Source organism: Vibrio crassostreae (genome assembly GCF_041439375.1).
Taxonomy (GTDB): Bacteria; Pseudomonadota; Gammaproteobacteria; order Enterobacterales; family Vibrionaceae; genus Vibrio; species Vibrio crassostreae_D.
Genome location: NZ_JBGONY010000016.1, coordinates 63912 through 88019, shown reverse-complemented (window position 1 = coordinate 88019; position 24108 = coordinate 63912). Strand labels below are relative to the sequence as shown.

General features: G+C 46.4%; 24 protein-coding genes. 8 read left to right on the top strand and 16 right to left on the bottom strand.

Features of this window, described 5'->3' with window-relative positions:
- Positions 1 to 2 precede the first annotated feature (2 nt).
- Complete coding sequence (gene envZ, locus ACED45_RS09450) at positions 3 to 1298, bottom strand: two-component system sensor histidine kinase EnvZ (protein ID WP_048661311.1); 1296 nt, start codon at positions 1296 to 1298, stop codon at positions 3 to 5.
- Positions 1299 to 1451: 153 nt separating this feature from the next.
- Positions 1452 to 2171, bottom strand: coding sequence for an osmolarity response regulator transcription factor OmpR (gene ompR, locus ACED45_RS09445; protein WP_008218409.1), 720 nt, complete (start codon positions 2169 to 2171; stop codon positions 1452 to 1454).
- Positions 2172 to 2349: 178 nt separating this feature from the next.
- Between ompR and greB the strand changes: the two genes are divergently transcribed.
- Both greB and ACED45_RS09435 read left to right on the top strand, forming a co-directional pair.
- A complete protein-coding gene (gene greB / locus ACED45_RS09440) occupies positions 2350 to 2832 on the top strand; it encodes a transcription elongation factor GreB (protein ID WP_371713855.1) in 483 nt (160 codons plus the stop codon).
- A 664-nt stretch (positions 2833 to 3496) separates the two neighbouring features.
- On the top strand, positions 3497 to 5827 hold the full coding sequence (locus ACED45_RS09435) for a Tex family protein (protein ID WP_371713854.1): 2331 nt from the start codon (positions 3497 to 3499) through the stop codon (positions 5825 to 5827).
- Between the two features lie 140 nt (positions 5828 to 5967).
- Here the strand turns inward: ACED45_RS09435 and ACED45_RS09430 are convergent, their stop codons facing one another.
- Together ACED45_RS09430 and bioH are read right to left on the bottom strand one after the other, a co-directional pair.
- Positions 5968 to 6441, bottom strand: coding sequence for an ATP-dependent Lon protease (locus ACED45_RS09430; protein ID WP_146491984.1), 474 nt, complete (start codon positions 6439 to 6441; stop codon positions 5968 to 5970).
- Positions 6442 to 6794: 353 nt separating this feature from the next.
- Positions 6795 to 7571: a pimeloyl-ACP methyl ester esterase BioH gene (gene bioH, locus ACED45_RS09425; protein ID WP_371713853.1), complete on the bottom strand. Its 777-nt coding sequence runs from the start codon at positions 7569 to 7571 to the stop codon at positions 6795 to 6797.
- Between the two features lie 93 nt (positions 7572 to 7664).
- Here bioH and ACED45_RS09420 point away from each other — a divergent pair, with 93 nt between their 5' ends.
- The 4 genes from ACED45_RS09420 to cysQ all read left to right on the top strand — a co-directional run bounded on the left by ACED45_RS09420 (position 7665) and on the right by cysQ (position 10777).
- The gene (locus ACED45_RS09420; RefSeq protein ID WP_327785008.1) at positions 7665 to 8378 is read left to right on the top strand and encodes a ComF family protein; all 714 of its coding nucleotides are present in this window, start codon (positions 7665 to 7667) and stop codon (positions 8376 to 8378) included.
- 109 nt (positions 8379 to 8487) lie between these two features.
- A complete protein-coding gene (gene nfuA / locus ACED45_RS09415; RefSeq protein ID WP_146491982.1) occupies positions 8488 to 9072 on the top strand; it encodes a Fe-S biogenesis protein NfuA in 585 nt (194 codons plus the stop codon).
- Positions 9073 to 9361: 289 nt separating this feature from the next.
- Positions 9362 to 9913, top strand: coding sequence for an ADP compounds hydrolase NudE (nudE, locus tag ACED45_RS09410; protein WP_017062476.1), 552 nt, complete (start codon positions 9362 to 9364; stop codon positions 9911 to 9913).
- A 36-nt stretch (positions 9914 to 9949) separates the two neighbouring features.
- A complete protein-coding gene (gene cysQ, locus ACED45_RS09405; RefSeq protein WP_371713852.1) occupies positions 9950 to 10777 on the top strand; it encodes a 3'(2'),5'-bisphosphate nucleotidase CysQ in 828 nt (275 codons plus the stop codon).
- A 103-nt stretch (positions 10778 to 10880) separates the two neighbouring features.
- Here cysQ and ACED45_RS09400 read toward each other — a convergent pair whose 3' ends face one another.
- From ACED45_RS09400 to gspC, 12 genes are all read right to left on the bottom strand, one after another.
- Complete coding sequence (locus tag ACED45_RS09400; RefSeq protein ID WP_371713851.1) at positions 10881 to 11660, bottom strand: type II secretion system protein N; 780 nt, start codon at positions 11658 to 11660, stop codon at positions 10881 to 10883.
- Position 11661: 1 nt separating this feature from the next.
- Complete coding sequence (locus ACED45_RS09395) at positions 11662 to 12150, bottom strand: type II secretion system protein M (RefSeq protein WP_371713850.1); 489 nt, start codon at positions 12148 to 12150, stop codon at positions 11662 to 11664.
- A 20-nt stretch (positions 12151 to 12170) separates the two neighbouring features.
- Positions 12171 to 13400 carry a type II secretion system protein GspL gene (gspL, locus tag ACED45_RS09390; RefSeq protein WP_371713849.1) on the bottom strand — a complete coding sequence of 410 codons (1230 nt, stop codon included), beginning with the start codon at positions 13398 to 13400 and terminating at the stop codon, positions 12171 to 12173.
- On the bottom strand, positions 13369 to 14418 hold the full coding sequence (gene gspK, locus ACED45_RS09385) for a type II secretion system minor pseudopilin GspK (protein WP_371713848.1): 1050 nt from the start codon (positions 14416 to 14418) through the stop codon (positions 13369 to 13371). Before gspK ends, gspL begins: the two co-directional genes overlap by 32 nt.
- The gene (gene gspJ, locus ACED45_RS09380) at positions 14402 to 15133 is read right to left on the bottom strand and encodes a type II secretion system minor pseudopilin GspJ (RefSeq protein WP_371713847.1); all 732 of its coding nucleotides are present in this window, start codon (positions 15131 to 15133) and stop codon (positions 14402 to 14404) included. The genes gspK and gspJ overlap by 17 nt, the downstream gene beginning before the upstream one ends.
- Entirely contained in the window at positions 15120 to 15515 is a 396-nt protein-coding gene (gene gspI / locus ACED45_RS09375) for a type II secretion system minor pseudopilin GspI (RefSeq protein WP_146491977.1), read from the bottom strand. Before gspI ends, gspJ begins: the two co-directional genes overlap by 14 nt.
- Positions 15502 to 16095 carry a prepilin-type N-terminal cleavage/methylation domain-containing protein gene (locus ACED45_RS09370; protein WP_371713846.1) on the bottom strand — a complete coding sequence of 198 codons (594 nt, stop codon included), beginning with the start codon at positions 16093 to 16095 and terminating at the stop codon, positions 15502 to 15504. Before ACED45_RS09370 ends, gspI begins: the two co-directional genes overlap by 14 nt.
- A gap of 99 nt (positions 16096 to 16194) precedes the next feature.
- A complete protein-coding gene (gene gspG / locus ACED45_RS09365; RefSeq protein WP_004735601.1) occupies positions 16195 to 16638 on the bottom strand; it encodes a type II secretion system major pseudopilin GspG in 444 nt (147 codons plus the stop codon).
- A gap of 88 nt (positions 16639 to 16726) precedes the next feature.
- Positions 16727 to 17947: a type II secretion system inner membrane protein GspF gene (gspF, locus tag ACED45_RS09360; RefSeq protein ID WP_004735600.1), complete on the bottom strand. Its 1221-nt coding sequence runs from the start codon at positions 17945 to 17947 to the stop codon at positions 16727 to 16729.
- Position 17948: 1 nt separating this feature from the next.
- The gene (gene gspE / locus ACED45_RS09355; protein WP_004735599.1) at positions 17949 to 19451 is read right to left on the bottom strand and encodes a type II secretion system ATPase GspE; all 1503 of its coding nucleotides are present in this window, start codon (positions 19449 to 19451) and stop codon (positions 17949 to 17951) included.
- Positions 19451 to 21475: a type II secretion system secretin GspD gene (gene gspD / locus ACED45_RS09350; protein WP_371713845.1), complete on the bottom strand. Its 2025-nt coding sequence runs from the start codon at positions 21473 to 21475 to the stop codon at positions 19451 to 19453. The genes gspE and gspD overlap by 1 nt, the downstream gene beginning before the upstream one ends.
- Positions 21476 to 21516: 41 nt before the next feature.
- On the bottom strand, positions 21517 to 22398 hold the full coding sequence (gspC, locus tag ACED45_RS09345; RefSeq protein WP_371713844.1) for a type II secretion system protein GspC: 882 nt from the start codon (positions 22396 to 22398) through the stop codon (positions 21517 to 21519).
- 331 nt (positions 22399 to 22729) lie between these two features.
- Here gspC and hslR point away from each other — a divergent pair, with 331 nt between their 5' ends.
- Both hslR and hslO read left to right on the top strand, forming a co-directional pair.
- Positions 22730 to 23116 (top strand): ribosome-associated heat shock protein Hsp15, encoded by a 387-nt coding sequence (gene hslR / locus ACED45_RS09340; RefSeq protein WP_146491974.1) that lies wholly within the window; start codon positions 22730 to 22732, stop codon positions 23114 to 23116.
- 18 nt (positions 23117 to 23134) lie between these two features.
- On the top strand, positions 23135 to 24028 hold the full coding sequence (hslO, locus tag ACED45_RS09335; protein WP_371713843.1) for an Hsp33 family molecular chaperone HslO: 894 nt from the start codon (positions 23135 to 23137) through the stop codon (positions 24026 to 24028).
- Positions 24029 to 24108: the final 80 nt, after the last annotated feature.

Sequence of the window (24108 nt, the reverse complement as noted above, 5' to 3'; positions counted from 1 at the left end):
GCCTAAGGTTTCACAGGGAAACTGATCTGCGCTTTTAAGCCACCTTCACTGCGGTTATTGACCACTACAGCACCTTGGTGCTGGCTGACAATACGTTTCACGATCGCTAAACCTAAGCCCGTACCTTCGCTGCCACGAGCCGTGTCACCACGTGTGAAGGGTTCAAACAACTTACCGATCTGGTCTTGTGGAATACCCGGACCATTATCTTCTACCGTAACCCAAGCTAACTTGTTATCCGCCGTCATGCCGGTCGATACCTTCACCCAGCCATTACCATAGCGCAGCGCGTTCACCACCAAGTTACTCACTGCACGCTTCATTGCGATCGGGTTGCCCAACGCAGGTTTCATGGTTTCTGGAATATCGGTTTCAATCTGGACCTCATAGCCACCTTCAGAGCTAGAGACTTCTCGCGCAATATCATCGACAAACACCGCTTGGAATGAGTCTCTGTCAACAGGCTTTAGGTAATCCATGAACTGACTGATGATCTCGTTACACTCTTCGGTATCACTGATGATGCCTTCCGCTAAGTAGCTGTCTTCTGGCGACATCATCTCGGTTGCTAAGCGAATACGCGTTAACGGAGTACGCAAATCATGACTGATTCCTGCCATCAACAAAGCGCGGTCTTCTTCCAATTCTTGTATGCCTTTCGACATTTGATTGAAAGCTCGTGTTACTGAGCGAATTTCTTGCGCACCTTGAACCGGCAATGGCGGTGGAATATCGCCGCGCCCGACACCTTGCGCGGCTTTCTCTAGCGCTATCAACGGCCGGTTTTGTAAGCGGATAAACAACCAACCACCTACGACAATCAACAACGCCATGATCAGACTGTTACGAAATAGTGGTGCAAAATCTTCTTCTTGCAACTCAGAAAGAGGAATACGAATCAGAGAGTTGGGCAGCTGCGCAATGTCCATCCACAGCACATAGCTCTCTTTACCCAGAATCAACCGTACTTCGGTTTCAGAGCCTAGCTCTTTGGTCATCTCCTCGCTCATCAAGTCAATCGCAACCGCGTGGTAATACTCACCCGCCGCTTCACTGTTTTTCGCGTGAACGGTTACCCCGAGTTGTTCAAGTACACGCTGACGCAATGGCGCATCAATCTCGATATCACTGCCTTGGTCTAATACTAGGTTTAACTCATGCGCCAGAATCTTATTAAACTGCTGCAAACTCGGCATCAATGCATAGTTAAACACTGCGTAATAAGAAAAAATTTGGCTAGCAACCAATAGCGTTAAGAAAAGCACTATCGACTGAGTAAAGGAGCTACGTATGCGCATAGGGTACCCAAGATGTAGAAAGATAAAGAAGATGTTATATGACTATAACCCTAAACCATTGTGCTGAATACAAAACGGGCCATCGCATATTAATGAGATGACCCGTAAGATTCACAGAATCGGTAAAGCAGTTATAGAGCTTATAAAGCTGGACTACACAGCTTTGCCATCTGGAACGAACACATAACCCAAGCCCCACACCGTTTGGATGTAACGAGGTTTACTTGGATCTTCTTCCACTAGACGACGCAGACGCGAAATCTGAACATCGATAGAACGTTCCATCGCTGAATACTCACGGCCACGAGCCATGTTCATCAGCTTATCGCGAGACATTGGCTCACGCGCATTGGTTACTAGTGACTTAAGTACTGCAAATTCGCCAGAAGTAAGCGGCATTGGCTCTTCACCACGGAACATTTCACGTGTACCTAGGTTTAGGCGGAATTCACCAAACTCAACCACAGACTCTTCTGTACTTGGCGCACCTGGTGCTTCAATTACTTGGCGACGCAGTACCGCTTTAATGCGAGCAAGCAGTTCACGTGGGTTAAATGGTTTTGGCAGGTAATCATCAGCCCCCACTTCCAAGCCCACAATGCGATCCACTTCATCACCCTTTGCAGTAAGCATCAGGATTGGTAGCGAGTTGTTTGCGTTTCGTAGACGACGACAAATAGATAGGCCATCTTCGCCCGGCAACATCAAATCCAATACCATCAAGTGAAAATTTTCACGGGTTAACAGGCGGTCCATTTGCTCACTGTTTGCCACGCTACGCACTTGAAAGCCTTGCTCTGACAGATAGCGTTCTAACAGTGCACGTAAACGAGCATCGTCATCGACCACTAAAATTTTGTAGTTTTCTTGCATGTAATGGTTCCACCTATTAAAGCTTCAACCTAAGGTTAAGCATTCTTGGTAAATTGTATATTGGTATAAGACATTAAAAATGTAACATTATTGGAGAAAAAGTCGCCTAAATAATTGTTAACGTATGTTGCCTTTCTATATATTCTATCTTAGATCATCATTTCATTAAGTCAGATTTATGAAAACCAAACTTATCACTCGAGAAGGTTATAACAAGCTCAAAGCAGAACATGACCACTTATGGCACGAGAAACGTCCAGAGATCACCAAGATAGTCACTTGGGCTGCAAGCCTTGGAGATCGTTCAGAAAACGCAGATTACACCTTCAATAAGCGTTTGCTTCGACAGATTGATCGCCGAGTACGTTTCTTAAGAAAGTTCCTACCGGATGTCACGATCGTGGATTACTCGCCACAACAAGAAGGTAAGGTATTTTTCGGTGCTTGGGTCGAAATTGAGAATGATGATGGGGAAACTAAGAAGTTTCGCATTGTTGGGCCTGAAGAGATCTACGGCGATGCTAAAGGTTATATCTCTATCGACTCGCCAATGGCTAGAGCTCTGCTCAAGAAAGAAGTGGATGAGGAGTTTACGGTAACCACACCGGAAGGTGACAAAGAGTGGTTCATTAACTCGATTCGCTACGCAGACAATCAATAACCAAACCTAATATACACTTAGCAATGAGCTGAGTGTTCAAGCAAACCCAAACTCCAGATAAAAGAAAACCCCGCTAGGCTTTCGCCTGACGGGGTTAAGTCTCTATCGCAGCAATCCGGCTACTGTTTATCTCTTCGAGATAAGGTGCTCCCTGCATCTTTCCTTGATAGTGGCTAAATCCTTTAACCAATTTCCTTTTTGTTCATCGCCATCCTAGCGGTGTCCATTCTAGCCTGTCATCCTGACTGGCGAATCTCATCCAGAGATTGTTACTTCCTTGCTGACCACTCATCCTAAGTAATCAAATCTTCATCCTGAAGATACCTAGTCCATTAGGCTTTTTCCTGTTCCTGCCAACTCCCTGTCGACAAGTTAAATATTACGGCAATTGGGCGAGTTTCCTAGATAGTCCCAAAAAACATTTCAGGTGAGAAATATACCCGCAAACACTCAACATAATAAAATCAGCAACTTAAGTTAATATTAAGACGATTTCATCGGTTTAAAGTGACTTAGTCTCACATCACTTGTAAGAGATCTCGCACAAAGCGGGTATCACAAACGGAAATTCGACTTCTGACAGGATAATTACACAGTCAAAGCTAGAAAAAGAGTACGCTCACCCCCATGTATTTGTCATGATATTAAATAAGAGATTCATCGGATGAGCCAAGCTATCTGTCGACTGATCGCTGAAGAACTGAATGTCCGTTCTGAGCAAGTCACTGCCGCAGTAAACCTAATTGACGACGGTAATACCGTTCCCTTTATTGCCCGCTACCGTAAAGAAGTTACGGGTGGCTTAGACGATACCCAACTACGTAACCTTGATAGCCGCCTTTCTTACCTACGCGAGCTAGACGATCGTCGCCAAACGATTCTTAAGTCGATTCAAGACCAAGGTAAACTCACGCCAGAACTCGAGCGTGATATCACTCAGGCAGACAGCAAGACTCGCCTAGAAGATTTATACCTGCCTTACAAACCAAAGCGCCGTACCAAAGGTCAGATCGCGATTGAAGCGGGCTTAGAGCCACTTGCCGATACGTTATGGAATGAACCACAGCACGATCCGGAAACGGAAGCCACTAACTTCATCAGCAACGATAAAGGCATTGCCGATACCAAAGCTGCACTGGATGGCGCACGTGCGATCATCATGGAGCGCATTGCGGAAGACGCAAACCTGCTTGAAAAGATTCGCCAACACCTAAACCGCAATGCAGAGCTTGGTGCTCGTGTTGTGGCAGGCAAAGAGAACGAAGGTGAGAAGTTCAAAGACTACTTCGAGCATAACGAAGCTCTGAGCAAAGTACCGTCTCACCGTGCACTTGCCATGTTGCGTGGCCGTAATGAAGGCTTCCTAACGCTGGCAATGAACGCAGACCCAGAGCAAGAAGAAGGTGTGCGTGGTTCTTACTGTGAGAACATCATCTCTGATCACTACGGTATTACCCTAAGCAGCGCACCTGCGGATGCTTGGCGTAAGCAAGTGATTAGCTGGGCATGGCGCATCAAGGTTTCGATGCACATGGAAACCGAATTGATGGGCGCGATGAAAGAGCGTGCTGAGATCGAAGCGATTGAAGTATTTGCAACCAACCTAAAAGACCTACTCATGGCAGCGCCAGCTGGTCCTCGAGCAACCTTAGGCTTGGACCCGGGTTTACGTACCGGCTCGAAAATCGCTGTCGTGGATTCAACCGGTAAGGTTTTGGCAACAGAAACGATTTACCCTCACCCACCTCAAAAGCAATACGACAAATCGGCACACGTGGTTGAGCAGATGGTTCGTCAATTCAATGTTGATTTGATTGCGATTGGTAACGGTACGGCTTCACGCGAAACCGACAGCTTTGTGGCTGACGTAATTAAACGCGGCAACCTAAAAGCGCAAAAGATCATTGTTAGCGAAGCGGGCGCATCGGTGTATTCCGCGTCTGAACTAGCTGCAAAAGAGTTCCCGAACATGGATGTATCAATTCGTGGTGCGGTGTCTATTGCTCGTCGTCTGCAAGATCCACTGGCAGAGCTAGTGAAGATTGACCCTAAATCGATCGGTGTGGGCCAATACCAACACGATGTGAGCCAAACTATGCTTGCTAAGCGTCTAGATGCGATTGTCGAAGACTGTGTAAACGCCGTAGGTGTTGATGTGAATACCGCGTCTGCCGCGCTACTGACTCGCGTAGCTGGCCTTTCTAGCACCATCGCTCAAAACATCGTGGATTTCCGTGATGAGAATGGTCGCTTCGAAGCTCGTACTACACTTAAGAAAGTCGCTCGCTTGGGGCCAAAAGCCTTTGAACAGTGTGCTGGTTTCCTACGTATTATGGATGGTAAGAACCCGTTAGATGCATCATCGGTTCACCCAGAAGCTTACCCAGTAGTGAAAACTATCGCTGAGAAAAACCACAAAGACATCAAATCTCTGGTGGGTAACACCGACTTCTTACGTGGTTTACACGCGGTTGATTACACCAATGAAAACTTTGGTGTACCAACGGTCACCGACATCATCAAGGAGCTGGATAAGCCGGGACGCGACCCTCGCCCTGAGTTCAAGACTGCAACCTTCGCCGATGGCGTAAACAGCGTTTCAGACCTAGAACCAGGCATGATTCTAGAAGGTGTGGTGTCGAACGTTGCTAACTTTGGTGCCTTCGTTGACATTGGTGTTCACCAAGATGGCTTAGTGCACATTTCAGCGCTCACCGATCGCTTTGTCTCTGACCCACGTGAAGTGGTTAAAGCGGGTGACATCGTGAAAGTGAAAGTGATGGAAGTAGATGTTCAGCGTAAACGTATTGCACTAAGCATGCGTATGAAAGACGAGCCGGGACAAGACAACCGCGCGCAACGTTCAAGTGCATCTCGCACGCAAAACCGCCCGAATCAAAATTCACAAGGTGGACAACGCCGCCGTGAGGAACCGCAGCAAAACGCGGCGATGGGTGGTGCTTTTGCCGCTGCTTTTGCTAAAGCGAAAAAATAATCCGTTAGCGTATCTGAAAAACTGAATCGCCTAAAACAGAAAACCTGCATCCCTTAGGGTATGCAGGTTTTTATTATGTGTTCAAAAAAGACATCGAAGCTTGGTTGTATTCTGCGCGTTCTAATCACAACACGATCGTTTTACAAAACAACTAGCATCTCTGATGGAGCATGAGGCGCAACAGCATGACCATAATGATATTTTATGACCTTACGTCGTTTCTCCATCTGTCCCTCCTGAATCGCCGCATCTAAAACATGCTTTGGCAGGCGAAAACGCATGGTATAGCCCTTTCCTTGGTCAGCACTGTAAGTTCTCAGTGCCAACAAGCTGAACAGCCTATCAAAAGGATCTTGTGACTCTTCTTGGCTAATCGAATTGGCCTCTGACTCGTTCTCCATTTCATAACCAGGATGGTCTGAAGGATCCCAAGCCGACTGCTGCCTTCGCTTATCGTCCGACTTTACCTTTCGCTCTGCATTGGTTTTCGCCAACGCTACTGCGGGAGCAACAGGCTCTCGAACTCTATTATCACGCGCAACTTGCTCTGTTTGCACATTAACGGACGGGGCGATAAGTGGCACACTCACTGCAGTTGCAGGTGACACAATCATCGCGAACTCCTCAAGAATCGCCCATCGTTATTGCTATAACGCTGTTGTACTGTGAGTCAGCACAACAGGCATAGCCCAACTTACCGCAATCAGCTCAGGAGAGAGTTAGGTCTGAGTATCAAGCAACACGTTGGTGTTATACCAATCGTAGTAAATAACTGATCATCCTAGCTTGTTAAAATACTCGATAACGGCGTTAGATTTTTTGATTGTAGAATAACTACTTATCGAAACTACTTGTCAAAAAAAAGCTGCCTTGTTCTCAAGCCTTTTACCTACGCTATTTTTGAACACTTACTTACTGTGATTGGTATTAGCTTATATATCGACCAAGCCGGATATAAATTTAGCGATTATTTTTGCGCGAAGCTAACCAGTTCACTGCAAAAGGCATCGGCTTCGGTCATAAACGGCGCATGTGAAGACTGAGTAAAGATATATTGCTCGGTATGAGGCAAGGCTACGCCCAAGTCTTTCGCAACCTTGATTGGCACCAATCCATCTAATCGGCCATACAAGCGCAACATTGGTACTGAAATCTCAGGCAGTTGTTCACGCAGGTCGACATCCGACAGCATCTTTAGTCCTGCTAATAATGAATCAGGGTTCGGTAATGGGCGAGACAGCACCGCTTGCTTGAGCTGTTTTACATCTTGTCTTGCTGAAGGGCTACCCATAGCTTGCAATGCCATAAAGCGTTCGATGGTGGTTTGGAAATCTTCAACCAGTTGTTCGGTGAATGCGCTTAATACGTTTGGCTGAATGCCTCGCCATAACACTGGCTCTTTTGAGGCCGAGAATTTAGGAGAACTGGCGACAGTCACCAGCTTACTCACGTAGTCTGAGTGATGGAGAGCCATGTGCGTTACGACCAAACCACCCAGTGACCAACCCACCCAAATAGCTTGTTTAGGCGCTTCGGCCAACAGCTGCTGAGCAATCTCTTCAAGATCTTGAGCGTGGCAGTGTGCGCTGTGTCCATATCCTGGTAAATCGACAACATGCACTCGGAAATCAGCTTGTAATACATTAACGGTTTGTTGCCACACCGCACCGTTCATTCCCCAGCCATGAACCAGTACTAAATCAGGCCCTTGCCCAGAAACATGCCAATATAACCCGTCACTCATTCTCAATATTCCCTACTTTTTTCATCGGCGATTATCTGTGCTTTTCAGTATGGTGAGTAAAAGGAACACCTTAACCCAAAAGCATCACGAGCTATGTTATCTGATTGGCTACAAAAACACACACCACGTCTGGTCACACCTCAATGCCACCTGTGCAAGCTAGATAAGTCGCATAGCGATGCTCACCCTCGATGGTGTGATTCTTGTCTTAATCTCTTTGAGTCAGTTCCTCGCTGCCAACGATGTGGTTTAAAAACACTGCTCACAGTAGAGCAGTGCGGACAGTGTTTATCTCAACCTCCACCTTGGCATCGTCTCTATTGCGTTGGGGATTACACCTTTCCAACAGCACGTTACATTCAACAAATGAAGTACGCCGATAAGTTTTGGTTTGCACGCGATCTGTCAAAGTTATTGGCTTCACGTATCGAGCACCCTGCTCCGCTGATCACCAGCGTACCGCTGCATTGGCGTCGATATATTCATCGTGGCTTTAATCAAAGTCAGCTGCTTGCTAATTACACAGCTCAAGAACTTGGCGTTAAAGATGAGGTACTGTTCCGTCGAATTCGCTCAACCGCTTCTCAGCAAGGGCTGACTAAATCCGCACGCTTACTTAATCTAAAGAGCGCTTTTACGCTTCGAAAACAAGACTTTCAAGGAACTGTCCCTTCTCACGTCGCGATAATTGATGATGTTGTAACCACCGGCAGTACTGTGTATCAATTATGCCAATTACTACTTGAAGTGGACGTGAAAAGGATTGATATTTACTGCATCTGCCGCACTCCTGAGCCCTCTGGATAAAAGCTGTGAATCGCCACTTGTACAGCAATCCAACAAAAAAGGGCTGAATTACAAATCTGACAGGAGTAGAATGGCGCTAATAACCTACAAATCTACTCAGGTATTCGTCGTGTCAAATATTACTATTACAGAAACAGCTCAAACTCACTTTGCCAATCTGCTGTCACAGCAGCCTGAAGGTACAAACATTCGTGTGTTCGTGGTAAACCCAGGCACACAAAACGCTGAGTGTGGTGTTTCTTACTGCCCAACAGATGCTATCGAAGCGTCTGACACTAAGCTTTCTTTCGACGCTTTCTCTGCTTACGTTGATGAGCTAAGCCTACCGTTCCTAGATGAAGCTGAAATTGACTTCGTTACTGACAAAATGGGCTCTCAACTAACACTTAAAGCACCAAACGCTAAGATGCGTAAAGTATCAGACGATGCACCACTTCTAGAGCGCGTTGAATACGCAATCCAAACTCAAGTGAACCCACAGCTTGCTGGTCACGGCGGTCACGTTAGCTTGGTAGAAATCACTGAAGACGGTGCTGCTATCGTTGCATTCGGTGGCGGCTGTAACGGTTGTTCTATGGTTGATGTAACGCTAAAAGAAGGCATCGAGAAAGAACTTCTTCAACAATTCGAAGGTGAACTGACTGCGGTTCGTGATGCAACTGAACACGATCGTGGTGAGCACTCTTACTACTAATCACTGATTTAGTGTTAGTTGTTATTTGAAAGGTTGATGCGCAAGCATCAACCTTTTTTGTTATGTGGATAAGCAAGTTAGGACTATCGCGTTCTCTCTATACTCTCTTGCTATACAACCATATTTTCACCTCGTTACCATCTTGAGTAAGGTATTCAAGTGATCGTAATCGATTCCTGCTTCAATAATTTTCGGATATGAAAACTCGGATCTAGGAACTCAAGGTCATTTCCCCTATATTAGAATGACTTTATAAGAAAGAATTCCAATGAGCTAAGGAGCGAGCGCAATGACGAAAAGGACCAAGCCAGAGATTTTGGCTAAACAAACTGTCGCTCAATCAAGACTATTCTCTATCGAGTCTCTCGACTTACGCTTTTCAAACGGCGAAGAGCGCACTTACGAACGCATGAAGCCCAGCGGGCGCAACGCAGTGATGATGGTTCCTATTACTGAGCAAGGCGATATTCTATTAGTACGTGAATATGCAGCGGGAACTGAACGCTACGAACTTGGCTTTCCAAAAGGGCTGATTGATCCAGGTGAGCAGCCAAACGAAGCCGCCGTTCGCGAACTCAAAGAAGAGATAGGCTTCGGTGCCAACAAGCTTACTCCGCTGAAGGAAGTGATCCTTGCACCCTCTTACTTCTCTAGCAAAATGACGCTGTTTATTGCAGAAGACCTCTACCCAGAAAAGCTAGAAGGTGATGAGCCAGAGCCTCTCGATATTGTGCGCTGGCCACTTGCTCAAGCCGAAGAACTGTTAACACATCTCGATTTCTGTGAGGCTCGGAGTATTACAGCCCTGCTTTTAAGCCTTCGTGTATTAAACAATAACTAGAACATTCAGGCTCGCTCTAAGAGTAAGAGAACATTTATGCCAATAACAAAAGATTTGTCTCACCTCCTACCCTCTGTCATTGAGATTGCTCGCTCTGCAGGACAACTGATTTTAGAGATCTACGAGAAAAAAGATTACGAAGAGTTCACTAAGAGTGATGACACACCAGTCACCAGTGCCGACCTTGCGGCACACAAGCTGATCTCGAAAAAGCTCAGTGAGCTCACGCCTGACATTCCAGTGCTGTCTGAAGAAGCCGCAGACATCAGCCTAGAGCAACGCTCTCAGTGGGATCGCTACTGGTTAGTTGACCCACTGGACGGTACGCAAGAGTTCATTGCACGAAGTGGTGATTTCGCGACAATTATCGCCCTAATTGAACATAACAAGCCAGTAATGGGCGTAGTATATGCACCCGTTTCCGGTGTGAGCTATTACGCTTACAGTGGCAAAGGGGCTTGGAAGATCCCAGACCTTAATGACAGCGTTAAGATTAAAACGCATCGTCAAGAGCTGCCAAACCAGTCAATCGCAATGGCGATCAGCCGTCGCCAAGACATCAATCGCATCACTAGCCGTATGAGCTCAGCATGGAATTATGATTTAGTTCCTCTAGGCTCAGCAGCGCTTAAGGCATGTTTAGTAGCAGAGGGTGCTGTGGATTGTTATCTGCGCCTTGGACCAACCGGAGAGTGGGATACCGCCGCAACGCAGTGCATTGTTGAAGAAGCTGGCGGTCGCATCTTAAGTACTCAACTAGAACCGCTTTCGTACAATGAAAGAGAGACGCTTGAGAACCCGAACTTCATTGTGCTTGGTGATGCTGACTTACCGTGGGCAGAGATCTTACAAGGTAAAGACTAGGCGAGCTTGCTCGCTGTCACTCTCGACGATTCAAACAAAACGGGCACCTCAATGAGGTGCCCGTTTTTTATATCTCGTAATTTAGTCGCCCTTAGCTGTTTAGCTAAAAACGACCTTGATAAGTAAACTGGTACTTACCTTGGCTATCAGGGTTACCCAGCCACTTAAGCTGGCTCTGCATCGCTGGTGGGAATTCCGCACCCGGCTTAAACCATGCCGCCGAGGTGTAGCTTTGATTTGGCGTTACGCTCGCTGAGAACTCACTATCCACTTGCTCACTCTTCTGGATGCCTTTAGCTGCAATGGTGTTGTCTTCACAGGTAATATCCGCAATCACAGGGCCGAGGTCTAATGAACCCACTGGCGAGTCGACAGCTGCACCAGACCAAGCAAGCGTACCTTCGCCAGATTGGCACCAAGGCTGAACATGAACCGCATGTTTGATCGTCAGTTCAACTTGTCCTGCAATAGAAACAGGTACTGGGATAGCCGGTGCATATTTCATCACGTTTCTTGCTGGCATGGATGCGACTAAATTTTCCGCGTAAGCACCGCTCATGCTATATCCAACACGACCTTTACCGGATAAGTTCATATCGCTGTTACGACCAAAGCGAACCGCAAGCTCGGCTTTGGCTTGGAATAGTTTAGAGAACTGGAAGTCCCACTGCACTGAGCCGTAATTGACACGCTGCCACGCAATATTGTTAGCGCGACCTTGCCAAACGGTGCCCTCAACGCCTTCGATGCTTAAACCACGCACAGCGGGCGCATGCTTGAGAGCAAAAGCGGCAGGCAAGTGCAGCAACAGGCTGACTGAGAAAAAGACGATAAAGATGCCACTGAAGAGCAGGCCATACTTCAAAGATAAACCGCGTTTCACATTAACCTCGTTTAAACTGTAATCGGTTGACCTCAATAACCCCGGGGTTATCAGAGCGATCAATATCCATAAACTCAACCTCCACACCCTGTTTTTCTTTCAGGTATGTTAGCCAGTCAACGAACTTATTAAAAGGCATAGGTTTTACCCACACTTGCAACATTTCGCCACGTGGTTGCACGCGTATTAGCTCGATATTAAAGCGACGCATAGAAGCTGGTACAGATTGATTCAGAGGCTGGCTCGCACTGATGCCACCACTGCCTCGCAACTCAACCACTTCATTGGCTTTATTGGTTACCCAAGCTAGAAGTTGCTTCTCACTTTGAATACGGCTCTGCGCAAGTTCAGCTCGCTGACTGAGTGGCTGGATTAACCCCCAATAAACAACACCGACCACCAATAGAATTGAGCAACCAATAACTAAACGTTGCTCTCTTTGACTTATTGAAGTCCACCACGCTTGGAGTGGCTCAATCATATTTCTCATCACTGATCTCTTTACGCAGGTTATTGATGGGGTTTAAGAGTAAAGCTGCCAAATACGGCATCGCCATTACGGTTTAATGGACCTTGTTCGACGGTAAACCTCTCTTCGAGCTTCACTCTCGCAGTCTCAAAGTGTTGGAAATCAGAGCTTTTCGCCTGTAGTCGAACCTCAGAGCGGTTGCCATCGTAGCGAATACTTTCGACTTCGATTGACTTCACCTGCCCTAACGTTTCTGGCAGTAACGCTAGCCAGCCTAGTAAGGAGTCACCATCGCCTGAGCCGCCATATTTCTTAGCTTCATCGTTCATTTGACGCTTGAGGTAACTCACGGTCGGAATGCGTTGCTTGCCAGGTAGTACGGCTCTAAAGATACGTTCACTCTCCATGCGGTAAGCTTGTGCTTGCGCTTCGTATTGCTGAACCTTCAACACTTGTTGAGTCACAATCACAGCCACCAGCAAACAAGCAGCAATCGCTACTTTCTGCCATACGCGCCAATATTTACTGAATGAAGATTTGGTTTTAAAGGTGCCAGTCAGTAAGTTTACGCCGCTTGTGATCGCTTGCTGGCTCAGTAAAGACATCACCAATTCCGCAGGCTTTGCCTGCCAATTCGCGCCGCTTTGCTGTTGAACGTCTTCGCTCGGCATTGCTGTATAGCTGAAGATAGTCGTCGCTTGCTCTTCGTCATCAGCAACCACCCAATCACTTTGCAAAAACATCGGTAACCATGCTTCGCTGATCGATACCGCTTGATAATTGCCTTGGCGCAGTAGCCAATGCTGGTCGATCTGCAATGCACTGATGCCAGGTTCTTCAAAAGGCACGGCCAGTGTATCTGGCAACACCTTACGGAAGATAATATTAGCTTCACGAAACAGGTCTAAAGCTTGCTTTAACCATTCGTGGTCGACACCACACACGGTAGCGTGCGTTGAGTTTTTATCTAAAATCGTCAGGTGTAAGTCTTCGATATCTTGTGCGACTTCGTCTTCTAATAAAAACGGCAGCATAGAATCGAACTGGCGAGCAGCACCTTTCGGGATCTCAACACGCTTAATTAGGCATTCATTTCCCGGCAATAAAGCGATACAGCTGCGCTTTTCAGCGTAAGGCGTTAACTCATCCAGCTGTTCCCAGCTAGACAACTCGCCACTTGCTATCACTTCTTGTTGGCTTGTCGACCAAACTAACCACTGCACAGGGCTTTGTGGTTCGCTACTCAGTCGAACGGTCAGAAACTCGCTCACTGATTCCTCCAAAACGACGGCGTACTACCGTCACTGTTTCTCGATTACTACTATAGAAAAGCGTCCGTATACGTACACGTGACTGCTCAACTAATACCTCTGCATCTAGCTCAAAATAGGCGCTATCTACAGTTAAATACGCTTTCGCTTTTTTGCTAACTGCGGCACTCACGCCAACAATGGCAGGTTCAGCCATAAAAGCATCCACCGTATCCCAGCCATCAAATGGGCGTTTGTCTATTAGCTGTTTAGCATCTGACTCACTTAAGCCAGGTGCAAACATCGCCTCCAATAAAGGTGCCTGCTTTTCCGTGAGTGTATTCACGTTCAAGCGAAAATCGTCGCTAGGCAGAGCGCAAACAAACGGGCGAACCTTATTCATGACTTCACCCGTGACCTGATAAACCGCTCTTAGCTCAGATTCATCCGCCATTAAGCCATTCGCCGCCAAATAAGATGGCTTCATCGCTTCATAGGTGCTGTCTTCTACCCCCGCTGAAGAGGTGGTTCGGGTATCTGCGTCAACAAATTCCCACGTTGAGTTTGCGATAACCTCAGCCTGATAAGGCTCAACGTCTTGATTTTCTAATAAGGTTTGCCAAACCGTGATCAAATAAGGTGTCTGGTTACTTGAAGTGCTCGCCACCCCAGCTAACGAATTAAGATTAAAGCAAGCCTGAGCATCAACAATGCGGCCCTTAACTTGGCCATAATCCAATGGGTATACCTGCTCTTCTAACGCCCATGGTTGGCTTAGGTTCACGGTATCACTGTCTTTGTAACTTTGCCTAATGCCGTCTTGCACAAGCGCTTCTACACCAATGCTGTACCAATAAGCCTGTTGGTAATTCAGTTGATTACCAACACGTTTGAATTGTGTAAACAAACGCTCGGACATGCTGCCAGCAATGGTTGCCATGATCGCCAATAGCATCAAAATAATGATCAGCGCGACACCACGCTGCCTGCGCCCTAGAACAGGTATGTTCGCTGCACGCTTGTTAGTTCGATGAGTCATTATTCCCCTCATTACTGCCTGAAGAGTCACTGTTTGAAGAATCATCGGCCTGATCTAGCGTGCCACCGGGAGTGAGATAAACACGCTCTATCTCACCATAATCTTTCAGGGTTAGCTTTAATCTTACCGCTTTCGGTAGCGATTTGTCGGTTTGCCACTCTTTCCCCCAGCGGCTTCCGTCATAAAACTCGAATTCCAAGTTTTCAACATCATCAAGCAAAGGCGTAATCACACCTTCTTGGCCTGCAGGGGTATCGGGGTAACGCCACCACACACGCTCAAGTGTTTCTTCTTTAATGCGATAACCCACTTTGGTGACTTCTCCGCGAGGAAACTGCTGCTGTGGGTTATGCCAACCAAGGCGAGTGAACATGATGCCAACGCTGTCGGAATCCAGTAAATACTCTTTAATTAATATCAGCTTAGATGATGTTTCTTCACCGTTGGTACGAAATTGTCGTACCGCCATCTGGCGAAAATCATTATCTAAAATGACCAAGCTACGTTGCAGTTGATTTAAACGAGCACTGCGCTCGATTGAAAGCTCGTTGCTGCGCTGAACCTGATTGACTACCTGATAAGCCGCCATGCTTAACGTGGCAAAGATAGCGATAGAGACCAAAACCTCAATTAAGGTAAAGCCTCTCCCGTTCGAAGATAGACCTTGTGTACGAGACACACGCTTATTGGCGGACATGCTCTTACTTGACCACATAGCTGCGCACCGTGACGACTGGAGAAGCTTGTTTACTGGTTGCCACACTCACATCAAACGCCTTTAATAAATCATCACTAGTATCGATTGGCGTAACCTTCCAGAACCACTCTCTTCCAGCCAGCTCTTGTGTACCCTGTACTTTTTTTAGCTTCTCAGGGTGCAACATCACCAAGGCCATTTGATTATCAACGACCATAGCAGCAAAGGTTTTTTCTTCTAGATAACTGAGGGTATTGATGTGCTGGGTGACAGCACGAATCACACTGATCGCCGCGGTCGCAAAGATAGCGAGCGCAACCAATACCTCAAGCAGCGTCATTCCTCGAGAACCAAGGGTCATGCCACGATAACGAGAAGGAGAACGGTTATTCCTCTTCATCTTCTTCTCCAGGCTCTAGTAATCGAATGACACCATTGTCCAACACTCGAATACGCCAACCATCTTGTATGGTGTCACCCGTATTAGGATAAAACGATAGTACAAACGGTGTCATTTCAGCACTCGACAAGATGTAGATCTGTGGTGGTTTCGGCTTCTTATCCTCTTCAAGATCCGCAAACATATCTTCATCAAACAAGCTTCCTGGATTGAACAACCGATCATCATCTTCCCATGCACCACCACCTAGAGTCAGTGACAATGCGAGCTCTTCCGGTAGTTCAGTTAAAGAGGGAATTTTTTCAAATTCGACTTCTTGCCAGCCTTCAGACTTAAGCGCCATCAGTACATAGGTCGATTTCTTTTCATCAACACGAACACCAAAATCTAAGCCACTCAAAATAGCCTCTTCATTGAGTAATTGAACTCGCTGATAAAAGCTTTGAGCGTATTTTTTAGCAACATCTTTGCTATTGGTAGGGATGGTCGAGATCACCGCGACCGCCGATACTGACAGTAATACCAACACCAGAAGAATCTCAATCAAGGTGAAACCTGGCTGTGTTTGCTTAGTTTTCACCTTGTAGACTCCATTTTTTGCGTACTACCATCAATAACGTATCAAGCGACAATAACGAATCAAACAACAGGAACGTATCAACCGACAACAAGCCGAAGCTTATTGGAAGTCCTGCATGTTCCAGTTGCCAATATCCGCAGCAATACCTTCACCACCTTCTTGACCATCTGCGCCAAGAGTGAAGATATCAATTGTGCCGTTATCGCCAGGGCTTAGGTATTGGTACTCATTGCCCCATGGGTCGTTAGGTAGACGCTTGATGTAACCTCCGTCTCGGTAGTTACGAGGCTCTGGACTGCTTGGCTTTGTCACCAACCCGTCAAGGCCTTGATCCGTTGTTGGGTAAACGCTGTTATCCAGTTTGTACATGTCGAGCGCATTCTCTAGCGCCACAATATCAGTGATGGCTTTTTGTTGATCCGCCTTCTCTTTGTTGCCCAACAGGTTAGGTACAACAAAACTTGCTAGAACACCAAGGATAACGACAACAACCATGACTTCTAATAGGGTAAAGCCTGACTGTTTTTTCATTTTATTTTTCATTATTTTCTCCAAATTACAGATAGCGAGTTAAGGGGAATGATGTCCTTCTTCTCGATAATCCAAAAACTAACGTCTGATGAGCGGCAGGTTAACCACTCATCAAATTGTTCATTTCAAGCATTGGCATCAGCGTCGCCATCACGATAAACAGCACTAAGCCTGCCATCAACGCAATAAGCGCTGGGGTAAAAATGCCTAACGCGATATTAACCGTCGATTCAAAGCTTTGATCCTGGTTATCTGCCGCTCTTGTCAGCATCTGTTCCAATTGGCCACTCTGCTCACCACTGGCGATCATATGCAGCATCATCGGGGGAAAGAGTTTGGTTTGATCAAGCGCTTTACGCAGGCTTGCCCCTTCTCTAACGCTATCTGATGCCTGTAATACTTGTTGTTTCACGTGATGATTCGACATCACATCTACCGCGACCTTCATCCCTTCAAGGATAGGAATCGCACTAGAGGTACAGATAGAAAGTGTTCGTGCAAAGCGAGAGGTGTTGATCCCTTTCGCTATCTTGCCGATCAACGGGATGCTCAATAATTTGCGATCCCAGCTCATGCGAACGCCCGGCTTTTTCAGCGCAGTCTTAACCAACACAATCACACCAATGGTCAACACCAGTAATTGGATGCCCCAATTCTGGATAAATTCACTCGATGCTAATAAAAATTGTGTCGACTGAGGAAGCTCTTGTCCCATTTGGATAATAGGCTCAACGATCTTAGGCACTACCGTTGCCAGTAGGAACGACACAATCGTCACCGCAAACACCACCAGCACGATTGGGTAGATCATCGCTTGCAGCAACTTAGAACGCATCTTCTGACGGTTTTCTGCGTAGTCAGCCAATCGTTCCAATACCGCATCGAGGTGTCCTGACTTCTCACCAGCAGCAACCATGGCTCTGAATAGCTCATCGAAGATATGGGGATAATCAGACAAGCTGTCTGCTAACGAATAACCTTCAGTCACCTTAGATCTCACCGCGAGTAGCATGGTGCGAATACGAGGTTTCTCAGACTGTTCGGCAACGGCTTTCAAGCACTCTTCCAACGGCATACCAGATTGAACAAGCGTTGATATTTGACGAGTAATAAGCGCAAGATCAGGTGTACTGATGCCGCGTTTAAAGCTAGTCGATGGCTGAGCACCTTTTGCTGTTTTTGCTTTAGCCTCGGTCATCTCAACCGGCATCAAGCCAAGCTCTTTTATTCTTTGGCGAGCCTGACGAGCATTATCTGCTTCAATTGAGCCTTTTTTACTTTTGCCTTTGGCATCCAGTGCTTTGTATTCAAATGCCGCCATACTAGACTTCCTTGGTCACGCGCATCACTTCTTCTAGGGAAGTTACCCCTTTCAGAACTTTGCTCAAGCCATCATCTCGAATACTTGGTGTTGTGCCACGAATTGCTTTATCAATCGCCTGCTCACCCGCTTCACTGTGAATCAGCTCTTGTACTGAGTCATCAATCATCAGCAGCTCATGAATACCAGTACGACCTCGATAACCCTTATGGCCACACTCTTCACAACCTTTGGCATGGTAAAGCGTCAGGCTTTCTTTCTTCTTCAACCCAAACAGTTTCTTCTGCTCTTTATCGGCTTCATAAGGTTCTTTACATTCGTTACATAAGGTACGAACCAAGCGCTGAGCCAAAACACCCAGCAGTGAAGAAGAGATCAAGAAAGGTTCAATGCCCATATCACGCAGACGTGTAATCGCACCAACGGCAGTATTGGTATGCAGAGTCGACATAACTAAGTGACCTGTCAAAGAGGCTTGGACAGCGATCTCTGCGGTTTCCAAATCACGGATCTCACCAATCATGACCACATCAGGATCTTGACGAAGAATGGCACGTAAGCCTCGCGCAAAGGTCATATCAACCTTAGGGTTCACTTGTGTTTGACCAATGCCATCGATATCGAATTCGATCGGGTCTTCAACGGTTAAAATGTTTCGTTCATTGCTGTTGAGTTCTTGCAGGCCTGCGTACAAGGTCGTCGATTTACCTGAACCTGTCGGGCCGGTCACCAAGATAATGCCGTGTGGGCGCTGAATCAGCTTACGGAAGTTTTCGTGGTTCTCTGCTGTCATACCTAAGCTGTGCAAGTCTAGACGAGTGGCGTTTTTGTCCAACAGACGCATTACCACACGCTCACCGTGCGAAGAAGGCATGGTTGAGACACGAACATCAACCGCTCGACCACCGATACGCAGAGAGATACGGCCATCTTGTGGCACGCGTTTTTCTGCAATATCCAGTTTAGCCATAACCTTGACACGTGAAACCAATAGCGGAGCCAGTTTACGGCTTGGCGCTAGAACATCACGCAGCACACCATCAACTCGGAAACGGATACAAAGTGACTTTTCAAAGGTTTCGATGTGTATATCCGAAGCACCCTCTTTGATCGCCTCACCCAGCATCGCATTGATTAACTTGATGATTGGTGCATCATCTTCTGATTCAAGTAAGTCTTCGTCTTGAGGTAGTTCTTCCGCTAGTGAGAAGAAATCATCACTATCAGCACCAATGTCTTCCATTAGCTGACGAGCTTCTGACGAGTCACGCTGATAAGCATCGGTCAGCTTTTTATCAAACTCATCGAGAGTAATCGCTTGTGGCGTGAAACCATTTTTCACCACTCGACTCACTTCAATGATCGCCGCCGATTTCAGTGGCTCAACATAATAAAGTATCGGTGCGCGCTCTGGATGTTGATACTCCAACACCATCTTATAGCGATTCGCAAAGCTAAACGGCAAGCGCTGATAAGTACGTGCCGCCCCTACCAATTCAGCCATTATTCTTGTTCCATTTGATCGATGAAGGCTTGAATTTCAGCCGGGTGATTCATGTCGGCACCAAATTTAGGCAATACCGGGATGTTATCATCTGCCATTAATTTCAGCCCTTGCTCAGCCTTGTACAACTGCTCAGCACGGATGAAGTTGTATTTACGCTGAGTGATACCATCGGCTGTCATACCATCACGAATAATGGTTGGTTTGATGAAGACCATTAAGTTCTTTTTTTCAACCTGAGTACTGGTTGATTTGAACAGGTGTCCTAGAACAGGGATATCACCCAAGAACGGCACCTTAGATTCACTTTCCAGTGCTCGCTCGTCAATCAAGCCACCAAGCACCAGCATTTGACCGTCTTGAACAATCACTGACGTATTTAGCTGACGCTTAGCAAAACGCACATCAACCGCACCATTGGCGCCCAATACGTTCGATACTTCTTGTTCTATTTGCAGCTGAACTGAGTCACCTTCATTGATTTGTGGCACGACTTTTAGCTTGATACCCACTTCTTTACGTTCAACCGTTTGGAATGGGTTATCGTTACTTGAGCCTGCGGTCGAGCCAGTTAAAACAGGCACCTCTTCGCCCACAATGAACGACGCTTCGCCGTTATCCATCACGGTGATACTTGGAGAAGATAGGATATTTGAATTTGAATCGGTCGCTACTGCACTGATCAAGGCGGTCCAGTCACCCATCACTACGCTCATTGCGGCGCCATTAACGCCAGAAAGAGCAGAAGCCAATGTAGAATAATCGCCTTCTTCTGTCGTGGTTTCATTACGTAAGAAGTTATTATTTTCATCATAAACAGCTTTGGTTGTTGTTGAATCTTTTGCTTCTTCTAGGCCAACCATCACACCACCAATGGAAGCGCCAGTGTTGCTGTACTGAATCATGGCACCCGTTTCAAGGTTGCCCCATTGCACACCAAGGTTAACGCCGTCACCTTCGGCCATTTCGACAATCAGTGCTTCAATCAATACTTGTGCACGACGAATATCCAACTGTGCGATCACATCTTGTAGCGCATTCATGATGTCCGGCTGTGCGGTAATCACTAAAGAGTTGGTGTCACTGTGAGCGGAGATCATCACTTGATTGCGCTGCGATGAACTGCCTTTAGTTGAAGTTTGCTTCTCTGATTGCAGGTTATCCGACACGCCTTTCAGCACATCAACTAAATCTTCTGCTTTTGCGTATTTAAGGTAAATAACTTGGTTATTGCCCTTGGTTGCCATTTCAACATCAAGCTGTTCAATCAGCCTTCTTAAACGGCTACGTACCTTAGGGTCACCTGAGATAAGGATCGCATTGGTACGTTCATCGGCAACTAATTTAGGTTGTAGGAAGGCTGGTGTGTTTTGGGCATCTGTGGTTTTGCTTAGTGCATCAACGATACGTACCATTTCTGCCGCAGAAGCATTCTTTAGCTCAACGACTTCAATCTCTTTATCACCCGCTTGGTCAACACGCTTGATGATTTCAGCTAAACGGTTTACTACCGCCGCTCGGCCTGTAATAAGGATGATGTTGGCTGGGTCGTAGTGCACAACGTTACCCGCGCCTGCATTGTCGTTTAGTTGACGAAGCAGAGGAGAAAGTTCACGCACCGAGACATTACGAACCGTCACAACACGTGTCACCACCTTGTCGCCTTTGATCGTATCACTGTCTCCAACGACTGGAATTGCCGATGTTTTCGAATCCTTGGCCTTGATGACCTTAAGAACACCCGAGTCCATTTCGACAACCGCGTAGCCATACACTTCCAATACGTTTAGGAAGAAGCTGTAATATTGCTCTTCATTGAGTACGTCGTAGCTGCGTACATCGATTTTTCCACGCACCGAAGGGTCAACGATGATCGTCTTCTCTAGGTTACGACCAACAATATTAATAAACTCTTGAATATCAGTGCCTTTAAAGCTGGCACTAAAATCACTCGCGATGGCTGCGGGTGTGCAGATCAAGCTTCCTGCCAATAACCATGCACTTTTCTTAAACCAATGCTTCACGTACTTCTCCTACACTTTCGTCCTTCGTTAGACGCAAAGTTTTAAAATTCAATAAACACTTCATGTTGTTGACCATCTCTCTCGACCACCAGATTTAGCTCTGTTAGTTCTGAGATGGAACGGAATATGTTGCCCATAGCAGCAGGGTCTGTCAGGTCTTGTCCATTTAACTGAGTGGCAATATCTCCGTTTTGGAGCCCAACAGAGTTAAAAAGTTCTGAATCTTTGCCAGGGCTCACACGATAACCGATCACTTTATCGTCACGCTTGACCTGGGACAGTCGAACATATTGGAAGATTTGTTGCGGATCTTTCATTATCTTCGCTTTAATTTCATCAAGCTTCTCTTCTGCTGAAGCCGGATTATTACCACGAACCGAAGAAGAGCTACGAGGTGGCGCAGGCGCTGATACAGCCAAACGCTTGTACTCAATACCTTCAAGCATCAAGGTTTCGTCTCGCCCTGAGTTATCAATGATTACGCGGTCGACTAATACGGCTTTAAGCTTAGCTCGGGTGCCTTCAATCTCTTCATTAATCCCATAAGTCGCTTGTGTACCGCGATTGGCAATCACCGCTAAGCTTAATTTTGGATTTGAACTCGCTACCGCACCAACCAAAACCAAGTTCAGTCGCGTCTTTGGTGCATCTTGGATAACTTGCTGTTCAACTACAGCGGGCGTGGTTGGGTTATAAGCACCAAACATGTTGCTCTGCTGCAAAGAAGAGATATCAAAGGTCGATTGAGGAGTAGAAGACGATGAAGCTGTTGCTTTCCAAGGCACGACTGTGTGCTCAGCAGGCTCAATAAACCATGCAAGCTGTCCTAAGATCCATGCGGAAGCTGCAATCAATACACAACAGGTCGCTAAGCTTAGTTTCTGCTGAAGTACAAATCCATTATCTAATAAGCGGCTCAACATAGGAGAATTCCCTACGCGATTTTTGAGCTCTAAAAAGTTCACTTTCCTAGTCCCTTTTCATGACGACAAACGCTGCAAATCATTAAACTTTCAGCTTTTTTATTCATTCGTTCGATACCAAGCTTATTTAAGCAATAAGATCCTGAACTATATCATAGCAAATCTATAAATCGGCATTACATGGCTATTTTGTATTATGACTTGAAAAAAATGCTAACCGCCTCCACATAAAACCTCTATCTAATGTGATAAGCATCATCAAAAACATGTTGCGCACTGTTCACTACAGTTAAACCGCATTCATTTCTCACTTAATAAGGCACAGCCCTATATGAAAACTTCTAATGAAGCTGTCAGACTCGATAAATGGTTGTGGGCAGCACGCTTTTACAAAACTCGGTCTATTGCTCGTAACATGGTCGATGGTGGCAAAGTCCACTATAATGGTCAGCGCAGCAAGCCAAGTAAAATTGTCGAACTTGGGGCTGTGATTACATTGCGCCAAGGTAATGAAGAAAAGACGGTTACGATCGAGAAAATCTCAGCCCATCGTGGCGGAGCTCCGATCGCTCAAACCCTCTATGAAGAAACCACCGAGAGCTTGGCAAAAAGAGAAGAGTTTGCGACACAACGTAAACTAAATGCTCATAACCCAGCTCCAGAGCGTCGCCCTGATAAGAAGCAACGTCGTGACATCATCAAGTTCAAGCATCAATAAGCTAGAAGGAATAGCCAAATGGCAGACCCAATGTCTACAAGTAATGTTTTAAATCGCTACCTATTTGAAGACCTATCAGTACGTGGTGAATTGGTACAAATGGATGAAGCGTACCAACAGATTATTTCTAGCAAGGAATACCCAGCGCCAGTACAAAAACTACTGGGTGAGCTACTGGTATCAACAACGCTATTAACTGCGACCCTAAAGTTTGAAGGATCTATCACTATGCAATTGCAAGGTGACGGTCCAGTATCTCTAGCAGTTATCAATGGCGATCACGATCAAAAGATCCGTGGTGTTGCTCGCTTTGAAGGCGATATCGCAGACGACGCAGGTCTACACGACCTAATCGGTAAAGGCCACCTAGTGATCACCATCGATCCTAAGAAAGGTGAGCGTTACCAAGGCATCGTTGGCCTTGAAGGTGATACGCTTGCCCAAGTACTTGAAGGCTACTTCGCTAACTCGGAACAACTTAAGACTCGTCTATGGCTGCGCACTGGCGAACATGAAGGCAAAGCACACGCTGCAGGTATGTTGCTACAAGTGATGCCAGACGGCACTGGTTCGCCAGATGACTTCGAGCACCTAGAGCAACTAACAGACACCGTTAAAAACGAAGAGCTATTTTCTCTAGAAGCGAACGAATTGCTTTACCGCCTGTACAACCAAGAAAAAGTACAACTGTTCACACCACAACCAGTTCAGTTCTTCTGTGGGTGCTCTCGCGAAAGAAGTGGCGCTGCTATCATTACCGTTGCTCAAGAAGAGATCTACGACATCCTAAGCACCGAAGGAAGCGTTGGTCTTCACTGCGATTACTGTGGCACAAACTACTCGTTCGACAAGAACGATGTTGATGCTCTGTACGCAGAAGCAGCAGATAAAGGCAGCAATACGGTTCATTAATTTACAGCGTACCAAAAACACGTAATTTACCCCAAAAAGGTCAGCGCTAAGCTGGCCTTTTTTGTGATCAAAATAGCGCA

What these genes read in the sequence shown, in the direction of transcription:
- envZ (WP_048661311.1), bottom strand. Translation starts at nt 1,298, where the DNA reads ATGCGCATACGTAGCTCCTTTACTCAGTCGATAGTGCTTTTCTTAACG.
- ompR (WP_008218409.1), bottom strand. Translation starts at nt 2,171, where the DNA reads ATGCAAGAAAACTACAAAATTTTAGTGGTCGATGACGATGCTCGTTTA.
- greB (WP_371713855.1), top strand. Translation starts at nt 2,350, where the DNA reads ATGAAAACCAAACTTATCACTCGAGAAGGTTATAACAAGCTCAAAGCA.
- ACED45_RS09435 (WP_371713854.1), top strand. Translation starts at nt 3,497, where the DNA reads ATGAGCCAAGCTATCTGTCGACTGATCGCTGAAGAACTGAATGTCCGT.
- ACED45_RS09430 (WP_146491984.1), bottom strand. Translation starts at nt 6,441, where the DNA reads ATGATTGTGTCACCTGCAACTGCAGTGAGTGTGCCACTTATCGCCCCG.
- bioH (WP_371713853.1), bottom strand. Translation starts at nt 7,571, where the DNA reads ATGAGTGACGGGTTATATTGGCATGTTTCTGGGCAAGGGCCTGATTTA.
- ACED45_RS09420 (WP_327785008.1), top strand. Translation starts at nt 7,665, where the DNA reads ATGTTATCTGATTGGCTACAAAAACACACACCACGTCTGGTCACACCT.
- nudE (WP_017062476.1), top strand. Translation starts at nt 9,362, where the DNA reads ATGACGAAAAGGACCAAGCCAGAGATTTTGGCTAAACAAACTGTCGCT.
- cysQ (WP_371713852.1), top strand. Translation starts at nt 9,950, where the DNA reads ATGCCAATAACAAAAGATTTGTCTCACCTCCTACCCTCTGTCATTGAG.
- ACED45_RS09395 (WP_371713850.1), bottom strand. Translation starts at nt 12,150, where the DNA reads ATGAGAAATATGATTGAGCCACTCCAAGCGTGGTGGACTTCAATAAGT.
- gspK (WP_371713848.1), bottom strand. Translation starts at nt 14,418, where the DNA reads ATGACTCATCGAACTAACAAGCGTGCAGCGAACATACCTGTTCTAGGG.
- gspJ (WP_371713847.1), bottom strand. Translation starts at nt 15,133, where the DNA reads ATGTGGTCAAGTAAGAGCATGTCCGCCAATAAGCGTGTGTCTCGTACA.
- gspI (WP_146491977.1), bottom strand. Translation starts at nt 15,515, where the DNA reads ATGAAGAGGAATAACCGTTCTCCTTCTCGTTATCGTGGCATGACCCTT.
- gspG (WP_004735601.1), bottom strand. Translation starts at nt 16,638, where the DNA reads ATGAAAAATAAAATGAAAAAACAGTCAGGCTTTACCCTATTAGAAGTC.
- gspF (WP_004735600.1), bottom strand. Translation starts at nt 17,947, where the DNA reads ATGGCGGCATTTGAATACAAAGCACTGGATGCCAAAGGCAAAAGTAAA.
- gspE (WP_004735599.1), bottom strand. Translation starts at nt 19,451, where the DNA reads ATGGCTGAATTGGTAGGGGCGGCACGTACTTATCAGCGCTTGCCGTTT.
- gspC (WP_371713844.1), bottom strand. Translation starts at nt 22,398, where the DNA reads ATGTTGAGCCGCTTATTAGATAATGGATTTGTACTTCAGCAGAAACTA.
- hslR (WP_146491974.1), top strand. Translation starts at nt 22,730, where the DNA reads ATGAAAACTTCTAATGAAGCTGTCAGACTCGATAAATGGTTGTGGGCA.
- hslO (WP_371713843.1), top strand. Translation starts at nt 23,135, where the DNA reads ATGGCAGACCCAATGTCTACAAGTAATGTTTTAAATCGCTACCTATTT.